The organism is Microcystis sp. M165S2, assembly GCF_020245885.1.
GTDB lineage: Bacteria > Cyanobacteriota > Cyanobacteriia > Cyanobacteriales > Microcystaceae > Microcystis.
Map to the genome: position 1 here is coordinate 1 of NZ_JADBTZ010000055.1, position 16,949 is coordinate 16,949.

The window sequence follows — 16,949 nt, forward strand, 5'->3', positions numbered from 1 at the left end:
GAGGATACCCCTTTTTGCCTGATACTTTACGTTTACAGTTGTCGTAAAAACGACTAATTGAACTCCAAGCACGTTCAGCACTTGCCTGTCTAGCAGTTGAATTAAGTTCATCGGCAAATTTAAAGTCCTGAGCTAATTCTGTAGAATATCGGTATAAATCGTTCTTACCCGTACCTTTTGTATCCATCCATAACCTTACACATTTGTTACGGATGAATTGAGCAGTACGAATAGCATCGTCTATGGCTTGATACTGTTGAGTTTTGGCTTTAACTTTAAACTCTAAGACAAACATTTTACGCAGGGGGTACTTAGATAAAATCAGTATAGCACAATAAAAGTTAAGTTAACAAGCTATAGTTTAAAAAGCCGTCCTTTTAGGACGGGGCTTTAACCCAAAATTTCGGTAATAATGCTGTCATCAATCTGCCACAAAGGATCTTTGCCCATGCCGCCAAATTTTGGCTGTAACTGCTCACTTTTCACTCCTCACCCCCTCACGAACCAAAAAGCCTGTAAACTGGATTTTATCAGGTGGATTTGCTATTATTTGGCTCTTCCAAGCGATGCAAGCACTCCTGAACTGATAACACAGGTACGGATGAATTCAAAAACCCTTGACTATCGCGGGTCAAGATAGCATCAAGTCCTTGATCTACAGCACAAGCGACCTGAATCGCATCCTCATAATCAGCCAAACCTGAACTAAACGCTACCTCTAGAACCTCCCGGTTTACAGGGCAGATTTCCATTGCTGTCAATGTCTCTGAAACTGCTTGCCGTGCCTGCTCAATACTGCGAGTGTGTCTTCGAGCAATATAAAAAATGTCCGTGAGCGTTGTAGCTGTGACATACCCGACGATCTGACCAGAATCGATCGCCTGAAATAGTCGTTCTGCATCTTGGAAAAATAGCTCTCTCTGCAATAGAAAATCTAGGAGAACATTAGTATCAATCAAAACTCTCACTAAAGATATTTCTCCACCCGACGATCTTCCAACATGGCAGCTACTTCTTGGTCGGTTGGTGCAAGTTGGTCTGTTTTGAGTAAGCCACGCATCCGTTGAATTGCACCAGAACGATCAGGTCTAGCAATTGGGGTCTTCTGCAAGGACTCAATAATGGCGCTAACCAGATCAAGTCGATCGCTCGGTGATAGCTTAACCGCTTCTTCCTTTAGGTCTTGCAGTAACATAGACATTGCTTGGGGCTGAATATTCTGGAGTTTATTAAAAATAATTATAACCTTGATTTATGATCAGGGCTGTAGGGCTATCTTGGACAGCCTATAAATCTCCATTGTTAGTTCTTTGGTGACATCTCTAAATCCTTCAACTTGCTCTCTTAGCATTGCCAAGTCAAAATCAGACATAGAGACTCTATTACCCTCTGCTGCTTCTAATCTAGCTTGGAATGCAAGAAAAAGATCACTGCGGTTTAACTTGTCAACTTCTTCTTGCATGGCCTGAATTTCTTCTTCAACTTTATGCTGAATAGAAACATTTGCCTCTTGAATGAACTCTCTGACCTTCAAGTATAATTACTCGCTTGCATAACTAGGAGATGCTCCCTATAGATTTTAGTATAACTCTTTTTCTGTAAGCATAACTAGGAGATGCTTTAGAGCGCCGTCTATCGAGGAAAATTAGTTAATCAATAGGCCTAGTTCATTGGCTCCTAAAAATTAGGATTTCTGTAACAGGTTGCGGTAGTCAAACACGCGAATGAGAGTCCCTTTTTGGGGTAAATCGGCGGCACGAATCCGTAATTTATTGTCCTCGATTAAACGGATATTTTTATCCTTGACCAACTTGAGAAACTCATCTACAGACACCAATTCACAGGCATTTTTATCGGCGGCACTGGTAAAGTATTGAGTTGGTATAGCAATGCGCGGCTGTAAAACTTCGATCGCCTGTTTTGCTTCTTGGGGATTATAATTTTTTGGACCACCTCCCACGGGAATAAAAGCTAAATCCGGCGAACCTAAGAGAATTCTTTGTTCTAATTCAAGCGGGGCTCCTGCCCCCCCTAAATGGACAATGCTAATGCCCGCTTGGGTCCAACGCCAGGCTACATTCATACCGAAACGTTGCCCCCCCATGCGATCGTGGGCGATACTAATGCCCTGTAATTTTAATTTACCCAGATCGTAGGCCCCCGGCTCAAACAAAATTTTCGGATTACCGGGTAAACCCTCGGCAGCCCCTTCATCCCACAGTTGACTACTAATTAAAACGATATCTGCTTCTACTTTTGGCAAAGGAAAACCCGCCGTACAACCAATTGCCCGGAAGGGATTAACTAGGACTCTTTGCCCTCCTCCGGTGAATAAAAAGCAACTATGACCCAACCATTGAACTAGGAGGGAATTATCGGGTTTTTGGGGGGAAGTGGGGTTAGTGGGTTTCGGTTTTGTTTCCGCTAAAACTGAGCTTACTGCCACGGTTAAGAAACTTGCCCCCGCCGATAAGATAAAATCTCGCCTTTTCATAAATGTAGATACAGAATTAATCAAGTTAAGGTTAATTTCAGGGGTTGGGGATTAGTAAACACTAGATGGATCGGAGAAAGTTTCTTAAAAGTTCCTTGCCGGCAGTGGTTAAAATACTTTCGGGATGAAATTGTACTCCTTGAATGTGGGGGTAATCCCGATGACGGACTCCCATGACCGTGCCATCTTCTACCCAGGCCGTGATCTCTAAATTATCCGGCATGGTGGAGCGCTCGATCACTAAACTATGGTAACGGGTGGCAGTAAAAGGATTTTCTAAGCCTTGAAATACCCCTTCATTGTTGTGATAGATTGGGGAAGTTTTGCCGTGCATCAAGACTGGGGCCCAGACCACATCCCCTCCGAACACCTGACCGATACTTTGATGACCGAGACAGACCCCCAAGATTGGCATATAGGGGCTAAATTTGGCGATTAATTCCAGAGATATGCCCGCATCGACCGGACGACCTGGACCGGGGGAAATGACAATTCCATCCGGCCGCATTTGTTCGATCGTGGCCAGATCGATTTTATCATTACGATAGACCTCGATCGGCACGGCGATCGGGAACTCGGAGGCTAATTCTCCCAAATACTGGACTAAATTGTAGGTAAAACTATCATAGTTATCGATGACGATTATCAAGAGTCTCTCTCCTTTCTTTAGCCTCGCTCAGTATTTTCATTCTACACCCCGGCTGTCTCGATCGAGATAGCCGGGGTGTAGGGGGTAGGCTATTTTTGTGCCGTCAGCTAGAATCTGCCCGGAATTGCTAATTAGGGTCTGCTGAAAAAGTTTTTCGGTGGGGGTTGGGGGTTGGGGGTTGGGTTTTACCGATTTTCAGGTGGTCAACTACCTAATTTTCAGGGAAAAAGTGCCTAAATTTCCCCCCGATCACTTCCATATCCAGTACTTTTTGATTGACAAAAGGTTTAAAAGTCTTACCCAACAAGGTTTTTAGATTTATTCAGCAGACCCTAAGTAAGAGAAACCAGAAAGGGCTGTGATGAGCTTCGAGAATCCTCACGCCTTTAGGCCCAGGATTGTCAAAACAAAGGGAAAAAAATGGCTTGATAGGCTGAGATGATCTTATCACTCCAAAAGACACTCATCAGAGCGCCGAGGGCAAGAAATGGACCGAAGGGTATAGCTTGTTTTTTTGCCATTTTACCCACAAAAATGCCCATAATACTGATCGCCGCCCCGATAGCGCAGGCCAGAAACCCGGTGACTAATAATGCTTGCCATCCTAACCAAGCACCGATCATGGCCGCTAATTTAGCGTCCCCTCCCCCCATGGCCTGTTGTCCGAGGGCAAAACTCCCCCCCCACCGAATCAGATCAAATAACCAGACTCCTAAAACCGCACTAGCGATCGCTGAAAAGAGATAGATAACACTTTGATTATTTTGCCAACCCAGGAGAGTTTGAAAAACTATCCCTAAAACTAATCCCGATTGGGTGAGGGAGTTAGGAAGCGTCATCGTGTCAAAATCAATCAAAGCTAAAGCTAATAACCAACTTACAAGAATCCAATAGCCGAGGGTCTGCCAAGAAAAGCTAAAATCTCCTAAAACCAGACAAAACAACAAACCGGTAAAAGTTTCGACGGCTGGATAACGGACAGAAATCGCAGTTCCACACCAGCGACAGCGACCCCCTAGCCATAACCAGCCTAAAACAGGTATATTCTCGCTTTTACCTAACCTATGGTGACATTTCGGACAGTGGGAAGGGGGATAAACTAGAGATATCCCCTGAGGTAATCTATAGATGACCACGTTTAAAAAACTGCCCACCGAGGCACCAAAAGCGAAGACAAAGGCAAAAGTAACTAGATGAAAGAGGGTTTCCATCCTTAAACTGGCAGATAATTGATTAGTTTGTTATCGCCTATTATAGGGGATAAAGATGCCACTATCTCCCCTCTTAAGCATCCAGTAATAATACTTCAGGCTCATCCCTAAAGGTGAATTTTCTTCTGGGCATTTTTTTTTGATTAATTAGCGGATATCACCCTAGATAATGGGGGTAAAACCCCACTATCAGCCCCAGGGACAACCTGACAAAATTAAATTATCTCAGTCAACGAGGACAAATTAATGAAACCGATTGTTGAATCTTTTTACAACTGGTACAGCAGCAAAATCAGTCACCCCCAATATCGTTGGATTATCATTCTGGGAACTATGGTTTATCTGTTTAGCCCCCTCGATATTTCTCCTGACGTTTTCCCGATTATTGGTTGGATCGATGATGGGATTGTCCTCACCCTTTTAACCACGGAATTATCGCGATTAGTTCTTGATTATCGCAATCGCCGTCCGGGAGGAGTGAAGAATCAAACCGAAGTTTCTTCCCCAACCAATACCGTTGATACCGATGCCGTAGAAGTCAGAAGTTAGAATTCGTAAGTCTCAATTCTGACTTCTGAATTCAGGAGATTGCTGTTATTTATTCTCCCCCCGCAACGCGCACGAAGTGGTCTCCCCACTTACCCACTTACCCACTTACCCACTTACCCACTTACCCACTTACCCACTTCCCCACTTCCCCACTACCCCACTTCCCCACTTCCCCACTCCCCCACTTCCTAATTCCCCACTTCCTAATTCCCTAAACTTGAATCAAAGAACTATCGACGCTGGCTAAAAGTGTTTGCACTTCCTCATCGCTGGTTTGGGAAAAATCTTCGTACCAAAGAGAAATCGATCTCAATTCGTAGGGTTTATGTAGGCAAATTACTCGATCAACTAATTTTTCTAATTGCTCACAGACTTCCACTGGGGCAATAGGAACAGCAATAATAATAGCAGCGGGATTTCCAGCTTTAAGGGTCAGAATCGCCGCTTTAATCGTTGCTCCCGTAGCGATACCATCATCTACTAGAATAATCGTTTTTCCCCTCAGGCCCGGAAAGGGTCGCTCCCCTCGATACAAGCGATCGCGTCGCTCTAATTCGATCATTTCTTCCTTTGCTACCCGTTCCATCATCGCCTCCGATAGGTGCAAGTCGTCAACGATACTTTCATTGATTACCCGCACACCATTTTGACCGATCGCCCCAAAAGCTAACTCTTTGCGCTCCGGTACACCTAATTTTCGCACTAAACACAGATCTAGCGGTAAATGTAACCTTTGGGCAATTTCAAAGGCGATCGGAACCCCACCCCGGGGCAAAGCCAAAACTAGCACCCCAGCACTATTGGTATATTCTGTCAAGTAACTAGCTAATAGTCTCCCTGCTGATCGCCGATCTTTGAGCAGATAAGTCATAACTCCCTCCTAGGGGCTAATCCCCGTGGGGATCCCTAGTCTCCCCTGACTTTATTCTATATTTCTCCGCTAATCTCTAGCTGAAATGTTAAGAAATTTAGCGAAGGCTTGACATTTTTTCGGCTAACCGCAGTTTTTCTAGGCCAGAGATCGGCTAAAATCTCAGGCAAGAGGGTTTTGTAAAGTTAGGTAACAAACATGAATCAAAGTTTAAGTGATGCGCTAGAGCCGATCGCCGCTGCCTTTCGCAGTCTCGGAACTCCCGAACCGATCGTTCATTGGGGACATCCAGTCATGATGGGGATCGTGGTTTTAGTTATGGGTAGTTATACTGCCTATGCCGGTTGGCAAAGCCGTTTAAGCAAAGATGGGGAAGTAGTGGCCAAAAATCGGGCTGATCACCGCAAACTCGCCCCCTGGCTGTTTTTATTTATCGCTCTCGGTTACACTGGCGGTATTTTATCCCTAGTCATGCAGAAACATCCAATCCTCGAAAGCAGCCATTTCTGGACAGGATCGGTCGCGATCGGTTTATTAGCTTTCAATGGATTATTGTCCCTCACTGGCTTCGCTGGCGGGAAAAAAGAACTTTTCCGGACTATTCACGCCTATATCGGCAGTATTGCCCTGATTTTACTGCTAGTTCACGGTGTTTTCGGTCTTCAGTTGGGATTATCTCTCTAGTTGGTTTATTTATGGCTTCGGGTGGGCTATTTCCCACCTGGAGATTTTTCACCGCAGAAGACTGTGGCCAAGGACAATAATTGAAGAAATTATGACTTTAAGCACTATTCTTGGGATTCCGAGTTTAGAATTAACAGGTAATTTACCAAGAAAGTAAAGTATCGTCACGCAACGAGGAGATAGATATTTTGAAGAAAGTAGAAGCGATTATCCGACCCTTTAAACTCGAAGAGGTGAAAATCGCCCTAGTTAACGCGGGCATTGTTGGGATGACCGTCTCCGAAGTTAGAGGTTTCGGTCGTCAGAAAGGTCAATCGGAACGTTATCGCGGTTCCGAGTATACCGTCGAATTTCTCCAAAAACTCAAGATCGAGATCGTCGTCGAAGATAAGCAGGTCGATATGGTCGTCGATAAGCTGATTTCGGCGGCGCGTACTGGTGAAATCGGAGACGGTAAAATCTTCGTCTCCCCCGTGGAACAGATCGTCCGCATCCGTACCGGAGAAAAAAATCTCGAAGCGATTTAACCCCCAGACAAGGGATGATAGTACAATGCTGTCATCCCCCCCATTCACACCGTTTCCCATAATATAAAAGTGTAACCTAATTTAGTATCAACGACCGATTCCCCAAAAGGAAAACTTTGCACCTCACCATTAAGATAAATACTATAATTGAATCTATTGGCTCGATCTGCCCCCATCGCTGCTGAAGACCGCCGAACGGTACAAATAATTTGACCAGACTGGATATGATCATTGCCCGTGACTAAAAAAACCTCTTGCCTAAAAAGTCACAAATATTATATAATGTTTGATCGTGGCCAAAATCGGTGTTAGGTGGTGCTGAAGGCACTGCCGAGCAGAACCGCCTTGGTCGCTCGGTCTTCGCCGGGATACTGAAGATAAACCCTTTAAGTCCCCAAGAAACAAAGACCAGCAACAATCTAGGCAGAACCAGCAACCCTGTCTAGTCTTACTTACGAATTTAACGGGATGCCAGCTTAAATAACTCGAAAAAAGTCATTCAAGTTGGGCAGGCTGATAAAGTGGGAAAAATCTTTCCCGCTCCTATAGCCACGGCCACGTTATTTTTGATTGTCGTCTAGTAAAGATAAAGAGAACAATCCGTGTCTATCGGTATCCTCGGTACAAAACTGGGCATGACCCAAATCTTCGACAACAAAACGGGAGTCGCCATTCCCGTCACCGTCGTTCAAGCAGGTCCGTGTCCCGTCACCCAAGTAAAAACTAAAAAAACCGACGGTTATGAATCCATCCAAGTGGGATACAAAACCGTCAAAGAAAAAGCCCTCAACAAACCGCTGCTCGGTCATTTAGCCAAAGCCGGTGTCTCCCCCCTGCGGCATTTAATCGAATACCGCCTCGAGGACGCATCCGCTTACACTTTAGGCCAAGAAATTACCGCCGCTATCTTCCAAGAAGGCGATTTGGTCGATGTGGCTGGAACCACCATCGGACGGGGGTTCTCCGGCTATCAAAAACGCCATAACTTCAAGCGCGGTAACATGACCCACGGTTCCAAAAACCACCGTCTCCCCGGTTCCACCGGTGCCGGTACTACCCCCGGTCGCGTCTTCCCGGGTAAGAGAATGGCTGGACAATACGGAGCAACCCAAGTTACCATCCGCAAATTGTCCGTGGTCAGAATCGATAGCGAACGCAACCTGATCCTGATCAAAGGAGCCGTCCCGGGCAAACCAGGAACCCTGTTAAACATCACCCCCGCCAAGAAATTTGGTAAATAGGGCAAGGAAAGATTAAAGCCATGGTTAACTACACAGTCAAAAATTGGCAAGGGGAAGAAGCAGGAACAGGCACCCTGGAACTGAAAACCGCTAAACCCGAAACCGCCAAACACCTAATTCACCGCGTCGTCGTCAGCCATCTAGCGGCGGCCCGCCAAGGTAACGCCTCCAGCAAAACCCGCTCGGAAGTGCGCGGCGGTGGTCGCAAACCCTGGCGGCAAAAAGGCACCGGTCGGGCCCGGGCCGGTTCGATCCGTTCTCCCCTCTGGCGTGGTGGCGGTGTCATCTTCGGACCGAAACCCAGAGATTTTGAAGTTAAGGTCAATCGCAAAGAGAAAAGATTAGCCCTGAGAACCGCTTTGATCGGCCAAGCTGATAACTTTATCGTGGTTGAAAGCTTCGCTGAACAATTCTCCCAACCCAAAACCAAAGAACTGACCGCTGCCTTAAGTCGCTGGGGAGCCAGTCCAGAGGAAAAAATTCTGCTGATTCTGACGGAAATTCCCGAAAATGTCTATTTATCGGGACGTAATATCTGCAATCTCAAAATTATTCGCGCCGATAGTCTCAACGTCTATGATGTCCTCCTAGCCGATCGAGTTATCGCCACCGCCGCAGCCCTAGCTAAAATTGAGGAGGTCTATGGTGCTTAAAATTGAAGCCAGACAACTCGCCGATCTGATCCTAAAGCCGATCGTGACCGAGAAAGCCACCCTACTCCTAGAACAAAATAAATACGTCTTCGATGTCGCCTTGAAAGCGACCAAGCCAGAAATTCAAGCGGCGATCGAACTGCTGTTTGACGTGAAAGTAACGAAAGTGAACACCAGCCGCCCCTCTCGTCAGAAAAAACGCGTCGGCCGTTTCCTCGGTTACAAACCCCAATACAAACGCGCGATCGTGACCCTGGCAGCAGGCGACTCGATCGCCCTCTATCCCGACGTATAACAATCAAGAAACCCGATAACGGAAAACTAAACTATGGGTATTCGCTCTTTTAGACCTTTAACCCCCGGGACAAGGCAGGCGGCGATCTCCGACTTTAAAGAGATCACCAAAACCGAACCAGAAAAGTCCCTAACTCATCACAAACACAGTAAACAGGGGCGGAATAATCGCGGTGTCGTTACCAGTCGTCACCGGGGCGGCGGCCATAAACGCCTCTACCGGATTATCGATTTTCGTCGCGATAAACGGGATATTCCAGCCACAGTAGCGGCGATCGAGTACGATCCTAACCGTAACGCCCGCATTGCCCTGCTTTTCTACAAAGACGGGGAAAAACGCTACATCATCGCCCCCGCCGGTTTAGGCGTTGGTGATACCGTCATCGCCGGAGAAAACGCTCCCTTCGAGGTCGGTAACGCCCTACCCTTAAGTCGCATCCCCCTAGGGACAGAAGTTCATAACATCGAACTCGTCCCCGGTCGCGGTGGTCAAATGGTGCGGGCCGCCGGTGGTTTCGCCCAAGTGGTAGCGAAAGAAGGCGATTACGTTACCATCCGCCTCCCCTCCAAAGAAGTCCGCATGATCCGGCGTGAATGCTACGCCACCATCGGCAAAGTCGGTAACGCCGAAGCGAGAAATATCAGTCTCGGTAAAGCCGGTCGTACCCGTCACCGCGGTCAACGACCTCATGTTCGGGGTAGCGTCATGAACCCAGTCGATCACCCGCACGGAGGTGGAGAGGGTCGCGCTCCGATCGGACGTTCCGGCCCGATGACTCCCTGGGGTAAACCCGCCCTCGGTCGCAAAACTCGCAACAAGAAAAAACGCAGTAGCGATCTCATCGTGCGCCGTCGTACCCAGGGTTAGAAATTATTACTTTACTTTTGACTGAAAATTATGGGTCGTTCACTGAAAAAGGGGCCATTTGTCGCCGGCCACCTGATGGAAAAAATCGAAAAACTCAACGCACAGGGCAGTAAACAAGTGATTAAAACTTGGTCCCGTGCCTCGACAATCATTCCCGATATGGTCGGGCACACGATCGCCGTTCACAACGGCAAACAGCACGTTCCCGTCTATGTTTCCGAGCAGATGGTCGGTCATAAACTCGGTGAATTCGCTCCCACCCGCACCTTCCGCGGCCACGCCAAGAGCGACAAAAAAGCAGGACGGAAATAGGTCGGTGGGCGGTAATCTTAAAACCGTCAGCCCCCAGTCAGCGTTCAGATAACTATGAGATGGTGGGTTACGGCGACTAGATAAATTAATAACTAAGTCTCATAAGTTGTCGTCGCCTAACCCACCCTACCTAACTGATGACTGATGACTGATAACTGATAACTGATAACTGATAACTGAAATGACCATCGATACCTCTAACGAAGTCAAAGCGAGCGCCCGCTATATTCGGATGTCACCCCTGAAAGTCAGACGGGTACTCGATCAGATCCGCGGTCGCTCCTATCGGGAAGCCCTAATCATTCTCGAATTTATGCCCTACCGGGCCTGTGATCCGATCCTAAAAGTTCTGCGTTCCGCCGTTGCCAACGCCGAACATAACGAAGGACTCGATCCCGCCACTTTGGTAGTTAGCCAAGCCTTTGCCGATGGCGGACCGACCCTAAAACGTTTTCGACCCCGGGCCCAAGGCCGCGCCTACCAAATTCGCAAACCCACCTGTCATATTACCGTCGCCGTCGCTCCTAGCAACGAAGACTAATCACCTTAACTAAAAAAACCACAATGGGACAAAAAATCCATCCCCTCGGTTTTCGTCTCGGCGTTATCAAAGATCATAAATCTTGCTGGTATGCCGACGCGAAACGTTACCCCGAACTACTGCAAGAAGATCGCCGCATTCGTGAATACGTCGAAAAAAACCTTGCTAATGCCGGTATCGCCGATATTCGCATCGAACGTAAGGCCGATCAAGTAGATATTTCCATCCACACCGCTCGCCCCGGGGTCGTCGTCGGTCGTGGTGGCACGGGAATCGAACAGCTGCGCCTAGGTTTACAAAAAGCCCTCGGTGGCCAGCGTCAAATTCGCATTAACGTCATTGAGGTGGCTCGCGTTGATGCCGATGCCAACCTGATCGCCGAATACATCGCCCAACAACTAGAAAGACGGGTTTCCTTCCGTCGTGTTGTCCGGCAAGCCATCCAACGGGCGCAGAGGGCCGAAGTCAAAGGGATCAAAATTCAAGTTAGCGGTCGTCTCAACGGGGCGGAAATCGCTCGGACCGAATGGGTGCGGGAAGGACGAGTTCCCCTGCATACCCTGCGCGCCGATATTGATTACTCCTATAAAACCGCCAGCACCATCTACGGGATTCTAGGCGTGAAAGTTTGGATATTTAAGGGCGAAATTATCCCCGGCCAAGAAGAAATTGCCGCCGCCGTTCCCGCTCAAGCACCGCGCCGTCAACAGCGTCGCCGTCAACAGTTTGAAGATCGCTCTAGTGAGGGCTGATCCCTAATATTTATCAGTGGTAAATAGCTCATGTTAAGTCCCAAAAGAACAAAATTCCGCAAACAACAGCGCGGACGGATGCGCGGGCTGGCCACCGGCGGAAATACGATTAATTTCGGCGATTTCGCCCTGCAAGCCACCGAACCCTGTTGGATTACTTCCCGTCAAATCGAAGCGGCCAGACGGGCAATGACTCGTTATATTCGTCGGGGTGGCAAAATCTGGATTCGCGTTTTTCCCGATAAACCCGTGACCCAACGGGCCGCAGAAACTCGGATGGGTTCCGGGAAAGGTTCCCCCGAATTCTGGGTGGCCGTGGTTAAACCGGGGTTCATTATGTTTGAGATTGCCGGGGTAGCTGAACCAGTGGCCCGGGAAGCAATGCGCCTAGCCGCCCAAAAATTACCGATTAAGACCAAATTTATCACTCGCGAGGAGGATTTTGTCTAATGGCTCTACCAAAAATCGCCGAAGTGAGGAAGATGAGCGATGACGAAATCGCCGACGCTATCCTCGCTGCCAAAAAGAAACTGTTTGAATTGCGTTTGCAACAGGCCACCCGCCGCTTGGAAAAAACCCACGAATTCAAACACACCCGCCACCGTCTTGGCCAATTATTGACCGTAGAACGGGAGCGCCAACTAGCCCAGTCCACCCCGGAGGCATAACCCACTATGGCAGTTAAAGAAAGAGTTGGGGTAGTGGTCAGCGACAAAATGGATAAAACCGTAGTGGTAGCCATTGAAAACCGCTCTCCTCACCCTAAATACGGCAAAATCGTCGTTAAAACCCAGAAATTTAAGGCTCACGACGCAGAAAATCAAGCCAAACAAGGCGATCGAGTTCGTATTCGTGAAACCCGCCCCCTCAGTAAAACTAAACGTTGGGAAGTGGCGGAAATATTAACCGATAATTAAATTTCACCTAGGTAAAAACCGTGATTCAACAACAAACCTACTTAAATGTCGCTGACAATAGCGGGGCGCGGAAACTAATGTGTCTGCGGGTGCTGGGAACAGGTAACTGTACCTACGGTGGCATCGGTGACAAAATTATCGCCGTGGTTAAGGACGCTATCCCCAATATGCCCGTGAAAAAATCCGATGTGGTGACTGCGGTGATTGTGCGGACCCGTCAAACCGTCCGTCGCGATAGTGGCATGAGCATCCGTTTTGATGATAACGCCGCCGTGATTATTAATAATGACGGTAATCCCAAAGGTACTAGGGTTTTTGGTCCTGTCGCTCGGGAATTGCGCGATAAAAACTACACCAAAATTGTTTCCTTAGCCCCAGAAGTTCTCTGATCAAAGTCAAAAGTACAAAGGCAATCGGAGGTCAAAAAAATGAGTAATAAAAACAGTCAAACCTCACCCCAAAGGCAAAAAATGCACGTTAAAAAAGGGGATGTCGTTCAAGTAATCGCTGGTTCCGATAAGGGCAAAGTGGGCGAAATTTTACGGGCTTTACCCCAAGAAAGTACCGTGGTGGTCAAGGGAGTTAATATCCGCACCAAACATACTAAACCCCAACAGGAAGGAGAATCGGGTCAAATCCTTACCTACGAAGCACCGATTCACAGTTCCAAAGTGATGCTTTATTCCGAGAAGAAAAAAATCGCCAGTCGGGTGGGTTATACCTTTACCGAAGACGGTCGGAAAGTGCGGATACTGAAGAAAACTGGCGAAATTATTGATTAGTTTCCCATCAATTCTAGTTCCTGACCAAGCCCAGGAAAAGCAAGCAGAAAAACTATGAGCCAAAAACTAAAAACCACCTATCAAGAAACCATTGTTCCTAAACTGAAAGAACAATTTGGTTATACCAATATCCACCAAGTACCTAAAGTTATCAAAATTACTGTTAACCGCGGTCTTGGGGAAGCTTCACAAAATGCCAAAGCTTTGGAGTCTTCCAAGGACGAACTGTCCACCATCACCGGACAACAACCGGTAGTGACCAGGGCCAAAAAAGCGATCGCTGGCTTCAAAATTCGCGAAGGAATGCCGGTGGGTGTCATGGTGACATTGCGCGGCGATCGAATGTACGCTTTTTTAGACCGTCTAATTAATCTGGCATTACCACGTATTCGCGACTTTCGCGGTATCAGCGGTAACAGTTTTGATGGTCGTGGTAACTACAGTTTAGGCATTCGTGAACAGTTGATCTTCCCCGAAATTGAATACGACAAAATCGATCAAATTCGCGGGATGGACATCTCAATCATCACCACCGCTAAAAACGACGAAGAAGGACGCGCCCTCCTCAAAGAGATGGGAATGCCCTTTAGATAAATCAATCAAGAGAAAAGTAAACAGTGACCGGTAAATAAGTGAACAGTGATCAGTAAACAGTAAACAGTAAACAGTGATTCAGTGAAAAGACAGCAGGAAACTGCTATTTAATACTACTCACTTAATACTCAAATCTGATCACTGATCACTGATGACTGATAACTGATAACTGACCATTGATGTTGATCCCAATTTAGGAGAAAAACAGGTAATTCATGTCTGCTAACGATACCATCTCGGATATGCTGACCCGCATCCGTAACGCTTGCGCGGTTCGGCAGACCACTACTCAAATCCCCACCACGCGGATGACGCGCAGTATTGCTCAAGTTCTCAAGGACGAAGGCTTTATTGCTGACTTTGAGGAAGTGGGTGAGGGGATTAAATCTCAATTAGTTCTTTCCCTCAAATATAAAGGCAAAAACCGTCAACCGATCATTACTACCCTCACCAGAGTCAGTAAACCGGGCTTGCGAGTTTATTCCAACAGTAAAGACTTACCTCGCGTCCTCGGTGGCATTGGCATCGCCATTGTTTCCACCTCTAAAGGCATTATGACCGATCGCGAAGCCCGTAAACAAAACGTTGGCGGCGAAGTCCTTTGCTACATCTGGTAAACAAGGATAAGCTATCAGCCGTCAGCCTTTCCAAGTTTCAACCTGATAGCTGACCCACTGATAACTCTTCCGGTGATATCTGACCCACTGATAACTGATAACTGTTATGTCTCGTATTGGCAAACGCCCGATTCCTATTCCCAATAAAGTCACCGTCGATATCGATGGTGCTACCGTGACGGTGAAAGGGCCCAAAGGAACTCTCCAGAGAACCCTACCCACCGCCGTCGCCATCAATAAAGATGGCGAAACTCTGCTCGTTACCCGTCAAGACGATTCGCGTACCGCCAGAGAACGCCACGGACTCTGTAGAACTCTAGTAGCCAACATGGTGGAAGGAGTCGCTACCGGCTTTCAAAAACGCCTCGATATCCAAGGGGTGGGCTACCGCGCCCAGGCGCAGGGTGGTAAATTGGTTCTGAATGTTGGTTACAGCAAACCCGTGGAAATGGAGATGCCCGATGGTGTTTCCGTCGCTGTAGAAAACAACACCCAAGTTATCGTCAGTGGCATCGACAAAGAAGCCGTCGGTAACATTGCCGCTAAAATCCGCGAAGTTCGTCCCCCCGAACCTTATAAAGGTAAAGGGATTCGCTATCTTGGTGAAGTTGTCCGTCGCAAAGTTGGTAAAGCTGGCGGTAAAGGCGCTAAAGGCGGTAAAGGAGGTAAAAAATAAACCATGAAACTTAGTCGCAAAGAATCAGTCCGTCGTCGTCACCAGCGTGTGCGTCGCAAAATTAATGGCACTGCTGAACGGCCGCGTTTATCCGTATTTCGTTCTAATAACCACATCTACGCCCAAATTATCGACGACGTGGCCCAACATACCCTCGCTGCCGCTTCTACCCTAGAGGCAACCTTGCGCGGGGAATTAGAATCCACCGCTACCCAAGAGGCCTCGGCTGCCGTGGGTAAACTGGTGGCCCAACGGGCCCTAGACAAAGGCATTGAACAAGTGGTTTTTGATCGCGGTGGCAATCTCTATCACGGTCGCGTCAAAGCCTTAGCAGAAGCGGCTCGTTCAGCCGGCTTAAACTTCTAAAATATCCTTTCAACACTGATAAAACTATGGCAAAACGTCGCAAAGGCAACCGCGAAAAAGAAAAAGAAACCACTTGGCAAGAGCGGGTCATCCAGATCCGCCGGGTTAGTAAAGTGGTTAAGGGTGGTAAAAAACTCAGCTTCCGGGCTATCGTCGTGGTCGGTAATGAAAACGGCCAGGTGGGAGTGGGAGTCGGCAAAGCAGGGGATGTTATCGGGGCCGTCCGTAAAGGCGTGGCCGATGGCAAAAAACAACTAATTGAAGTCTCCTTAACTAAGGCTAGTTCTATCACTCACCTTACCCGGGGTGCTTCCGGTGGCGCTCAAGTGCTCATGCGTCCGGCTGCTCCGGGGACTGGGGTTATTGCTGGGGGTGCTGTCCGTACCGTTTTAGAATTAGCCGGGGTGAAAAATATCCTCGCTAAACAACTCGGTAGCGATAACCCCCTCAATAACGCTAGAGCCGCCGTTAACGCCCTGGAAACTCTCCGCACTTTCTCGGAAGTGGCCAAGGATCGAGGCGTATCTGTAGAACATTTGTACACTTAAAGAAATCACCATGAAACTCCACGAAATCGCCCCCCAACCGGGGTCCACTAAACGTCGTCGTCGTGTGGGACGGGGTGTCTCGGCCGGCCAGGGCGCTAGTTGCGGTCTGGGAATGCGCGGACAAAAATCTCGCTCCGGGACGGGGACTCGTCCCGGTTTTGAGGGGGGACAAATGCCCCTCTATCGTCGGGTTCCCAAATTAAAGCATTTTCCTTTGGTTAACCCCCGTCAATACACAATCGTTAATCTGAGAAAATTAGCTTCTTTACCCGCTAATACGGAAGTCACCCTGGAAAGTCTCCTAAAAGCTAAAATTCTCACCAGCAACGACGGCCCTTTAAAAGTTTTAGGTGATGGTGAAATTACCGTTCCCCTTAAGGTGAAGGCCGCCGCTTTTAGCAATAGTGCCAAAGAGAAAATTACCGCCGCTCAAGGGACTTGGGAAGAAATATAAATTTCCCAGGAGTCTTGGAGAAGACAGGAGACGGGAGACGGGAGACAGTATTCAGGAGACGGGAGACAGGAGATTATTTTTATTTATTCTTCCCCCGCAACGCGCACGCAGTGACCCCCCTACACCCTAACACCCAATCCCCAAGACCTGATTGCTATATCATCGAAAATTTGGGTCTGAAACCCCGTCGTTCTACGACGGCTTTACCGTTAAATACTAGCGCATTTACGGAATATATGCTTAAATGTGAGACATGGAAAAAGCCTATTCTTACCGATTTTACCCCACACCAGAACAAGAGTCGCTATTGCGGCGCACTTTGGGCTGTGTAAGATTAGTTTACAATAAA

The 16,949-nt window shown here is 47.7% G+C and carries 29 protein-coding genes and 1 pseudogene; 22 read left to right on the forward strand and 8 right to left on the reverse strand.

The features are described from left to right. The 7 genes and pseudogenes from IM479_RS03085 to IM479_RS03115 all read right to left on the reverse strand — a co-directional run. Window positions 1-295, reverse strand: a pseudogene (locus IM479_RS03085) (RNA-guided endonuclease TnpB family protein); the annotation flags it as partial. Window positions 296-530: 235 nt separating this feature from the next. After that, a complete protein-coding gene (locus IM479_RS03090) occupies window positions 531-968 on the reverse strand; it encodes a type II toxin-antitoxin system VapC family toxin (protein WP_158199071.1) in 438 nt (145 codons plus the stop codon). After that, window positions 968-1,195, reverse strand: coding sequence for a hypothetical protein (locus tag IM479_RS03095; RefSeq protein ID WP_158199070.1), 228 nt, complete (start codon window positions 1,193-1,195; stop codon window positions 968-970). Before IM479_RS03095 ends, IM479_RS03090 begins: the two co-directional genes overlap by 1 nt. A 63-nt stretch (window positions 1,196-1,258) precedes the next feature. Next, the gene (locus IM479_RS03100) at window positions 1,259-1,534 is read right to left on the reverse strand and encodes a hypothetical protein (RefSeq protein WP_158199069.1); all 276 of its coding nucleotides are present in this window, start codon (window positions 1,532-1,534) and stop codon (window positions 1,259-1,261) included. Between the two features lie 150 nt (window positions 1,535-1,684). After that, window positions 1,685-2,494 carry an MBL fold metallo-hydrolase gene (locus IM479_RS03105; RefSeq protein WP_287687521.1) on the reverse strand — a complete coding sequence of 270 codons (810 nt, stop codon included), beginning with the start codon at window positions 2,492-2,494 and terminating at the stop codon, window positions 1,685-1,687. A 61-nt stretch (window positions 2,495-2,555) separates the two neighbouring features. Then, window positions 2,556-3,143, reverse strand: a complete 588-nt coding sequence (locus IM479_RS03110; protein ID WP_287687520.1) for an anthranilate synthase component II — start codon at window positions 3,141-3,143, stop codon at window positions 2,556-2,558. Window positions 3,144-3,544: 401 nt separating this feature from the next. Further along, window positions 3,545-4,354: a prepilin peptidase gene (locus tag IM479_RS03115; RefSeq protein ID WP_287687828.1), complete on the reverse strand. Its 810-nt coding sequence runs from the start codon at window positions 4,352-4,354 to the stop codon at window positions 3,545-3,547. 246 nt (window positions 4,355-4,600) lie between these two features. Between IM479_RS03115 and IM479_RS03120 the strand changes: the two genes are divergently transcribed. Beyond that, complete coding sequence (locus tag IM479_RS03120) at window positions 4,601-4,903, forward strand: YkvA family protein (RefSeq protein WP_287687830.1); 303 nt, start codon at window positions 4,601-4,603, stop codon at window positions 4,901-4,903. 211 nt (window positions 4,904-5,114) lie between these two features. Here the strand turns inward: IM479_RS03120 and IM479_RS03125 are convergent, their stop codons facing one another. After that, window positions 5,115-5,774 (reverse strand): phosphoribosyltransferase, encoded by a 660-nt coding sequence (locus IM479_RS03125; protein ID WP_287687832.1) that lies wholly within the window; start codon window positions 5,772-5,774, stop codon window positions 5,115-5,117. Window positions 5,775-5,972: 198 nt separating this feature from the next. Here IM479_RS03125 and IM479_RS03130 point away from each other — a divergent pair, with 198 nt between their 5' ends. From IM479_RS03130 to IM479_RS03230, 21 genes are all read left to right on the forward strand, one after another. Next, window positions 5,973-6,458, forward strand: a complete 486-nt coding sequence (locus IM479_RS03130; RefSeq protein WP_287687834.1) for a DUF4079 domain-containing protein — start codon at window positions 5,973-5,975, stop codon at window positions 6,456-6,458. 188 nt (window positions 6,459-6,646) lie between these two features. Next, on the forward strand, window positions 6,647-6,985 hold the full coding sequence (locus tag IM479_RS03135) for a P-II family nitrogen regulator (protein ID WP_287078905.1): 339 nt from the start codon (window positions 6,647-6,649) through the stop codon (window positions 6,983-6,985). Between the two features lie 602 nt (window positions 6,986-7,587). Further along, window positions 7,588-8,226 carry a 50S ribosomal protein L3 gene (rplC, locus tag IM479_RS03140; protein WP_287676353.1) on the forward strand — a complete coding sequence of 213 codons (639 nt, stop codon included), beginning with the start codon at window positions 7,588-7,590 and terminating at the stop codon, window positions 8,224-8,226. Window positions 8,227-8,246: 20 nt separating this feature from the next. Beyond that, entirely contained in the window at window positions 8,247-8,879 is a 633-nt protein-coding gene (gene rplD, locus IM479_RS03145; protein ID WP_286825777.1) for a 50S ribosomal protein L4, read from the forward strand. After that, the gene (locus IM479_RS03150; protein ID WP_286825776.1) at window positions 8,869-9,174 is read left to right on the forward strand and encodes a 50S ribosomal protein L23; all 306 of its coding nucleotides are present in this window, start codon (window positions 8,869-8,871) and stop codon (window positions 9,172-9,174) included. The genes rplD and IM479_RS03150 overlap by 11 nt, the downstream gene beginning before the upstream one ends. Before the next feature lie 33 nt (window positions 9,175-9,207). Then, on the forward strand, window positions 9,208-10,041 hold the full coding sequence (gene rplB, locus IM479_RS03155) for a 50S ribosomal protein L2 (protein WP_190721170.1): 834 nt from the start codon (window positions 9,208-9,210) through the stop codon (window positions 10,039-10,041). A gap of 30 nt (window positions 10,042-10,071) precedes the next feature. Further along, entirely contained in the window at window positions 10,072-10,353 is a 282-nt protein-coding gene (gene rpsS, locus IM479_RS03160; protein WP_002753908.1) for a 30S ribosomal protein S19, read from the forward strand. Between the two features lie 181 nt (window positions 10,354-10,534). Continuing rightward, window positions 10,535-10,894, forward strand: coding sequence for a 50S ribosomal protein L22 (gene rplV, locus IM479_RS03165; RefSeq protein ID WP_287078902.1), 360 nt, complete (start codon window positions 10,535-10,537; stop codon window positions 10,892-10,894). 23 nt (window positions 10,895-10,917) lie between these two features. Next, window positions 10,918-11,646 (forward strand): 30S ribosomal protein S3, encoded by a 729-nt coding sequence (rpsC, locus tag IM479_RS03170; protein ID WP_061432468.1) that lies wholly within the window; start codon window positions 10,918-10,920, stop codon window positions 11,644-11,646. A 30-nt stretch (window positions 11,647-11,676) separates the two neighbouring features. Next, entirely contained in the window at window positions 11,677-12,096 is a 420-nt protein-coding gene (gene rplP, locus IM479_RS03175) for a 50S ribosomal protein L16 (RefSeq protein ID WP_002734310.1), read from the forward strand. Then, window positions 12,096-12,314: a 50S ribosomal protein L29 gene (gene rpmC, locus IM479_RS03180; protein ID WP_158200255.1), complete on the forward strand. Its 219-nt coding sequence runs from the start codon at window positions 12,096-12,098 to the stop codon at window positions 12,312-12,314. The genes rplP and rpmC overlap by 1 nt, the downstream gene beginning before the upstream one ends. 6 nt (window positions 12,315-12,320) lie before the next feature. Then, on the forward strand, window positions 12,321-12,563 hold the full coding sequence (gene rpsQ, locus IM479_RS03185) for a 30S ribosomal protein S17 (RefSeq protein ID WP_002796423.1): 243 nt from the start codon (window positions 12,321-12,323) through the stop codon (window positions 12,561-12,563). Between the two features lie 20 nt (window positions 12,564-12,583). Then, a complete protein-coding gene (gene rplN / locus IM479_RS03190; protein WP_002732358.1) occupies window positions 12,584-12,952 on the forward strand; it encodes a 50S ribosomal protein L14 in 369 nt (122 codons plus the stop codon). A 39-nt stretch (window positions 12,953-12,991) separates the two neighbouring features. Then, window positions 12,992-13,345, forward strand: a complete 354-nt coding sequence (gene rplX / locus IM479_RS03195; protein WP_287078899.1) for a 50S ribosomal protein L24 — start codon at window positions 12,992-12,994, stop codon at window positions 13,343-13,345. Window positions 13,346-13,399: 54 nt separating this feature from the next. Next, window positions 13,400-13,939: a 50S ribosomal protein L5 gene (gene rplE, locus IM479_RS03200; RefSeq protein WP_287687835.1), complete on the forward strand. Its 540-nt coding sequence runs from the start codon at window positions 13,400-13,402 to the stop codon at window positions 13,937-13,939. 215 nt (window positions 13,940-14,154) lie between these two features. Then, window positions 14,155-14,556, forward strand: a complete 402-nt coding sequence (gene rpsH, locus IM479_RS03205; RefSeq protein ID WP_002734721.1) for a 30S ribosomal protein S8 — start codon at window positions 14,155-14,157, stop codon at window positions 14,554-14,556. A gap of 106 nt (window positions 14,557-14,662) precedes the next feature. Then, complete coding sequence (rplF, locus tag IM479_RS03210; RefSeq protein WP_287676350.1) at window positions 14,663-15,232, forward strand: 50S ribosomal protein L6; 570 nt, start codon at window positions 14,663-14,665, stop codon at window positions 15,230-15,232. Between the two features lie 3 nt (window positions 15,233-15,235). Beyond that, window positions 15,236-15,598, forward strand: a complete 363-nt coding sequence (gene rplR / locus IM479_RS03215; protein WP_002753900.1) for a 50S ribosomal protein L18 — start codon at window positions 15,236-15,238, stop codon at window positions 15,596-15,598. 26 nt (window positions 15,599-15,624) lie between these two features. Then, entirely contained in the window at window positions 15,625-16,146 is a 522-nt protein-coding gene (gene rpsE / locus IM479_RS03220; RefSeq protein WP_002757584.1) for a 30S ribosomal protein S5, read from the forward strand. A 10-nt stretch (window positions 16,147-16,156) separates the two neighbouring features. Continuing rightward, a complete protein-coding gene (gene rplO, locus IM479_RS03225) occupies window positions 16,157-16,600 on the forward strand; it encodes a 50S ribosomal protein L15 (RefSeq protein WP_002780095.1) in 444 nt (147 codons plus the stop codon). Window positions 16,601-16,853: 253 nt separating this feature from the next. Then, a partial coding sequence (locus tag IM479_RS03230) for a helix-turn-helix domain-containing protein (protein ID WP_287076085.1) occupies window positions 16,854-16,949 on the forward strand: 96 nt, incomplete at its 3' end.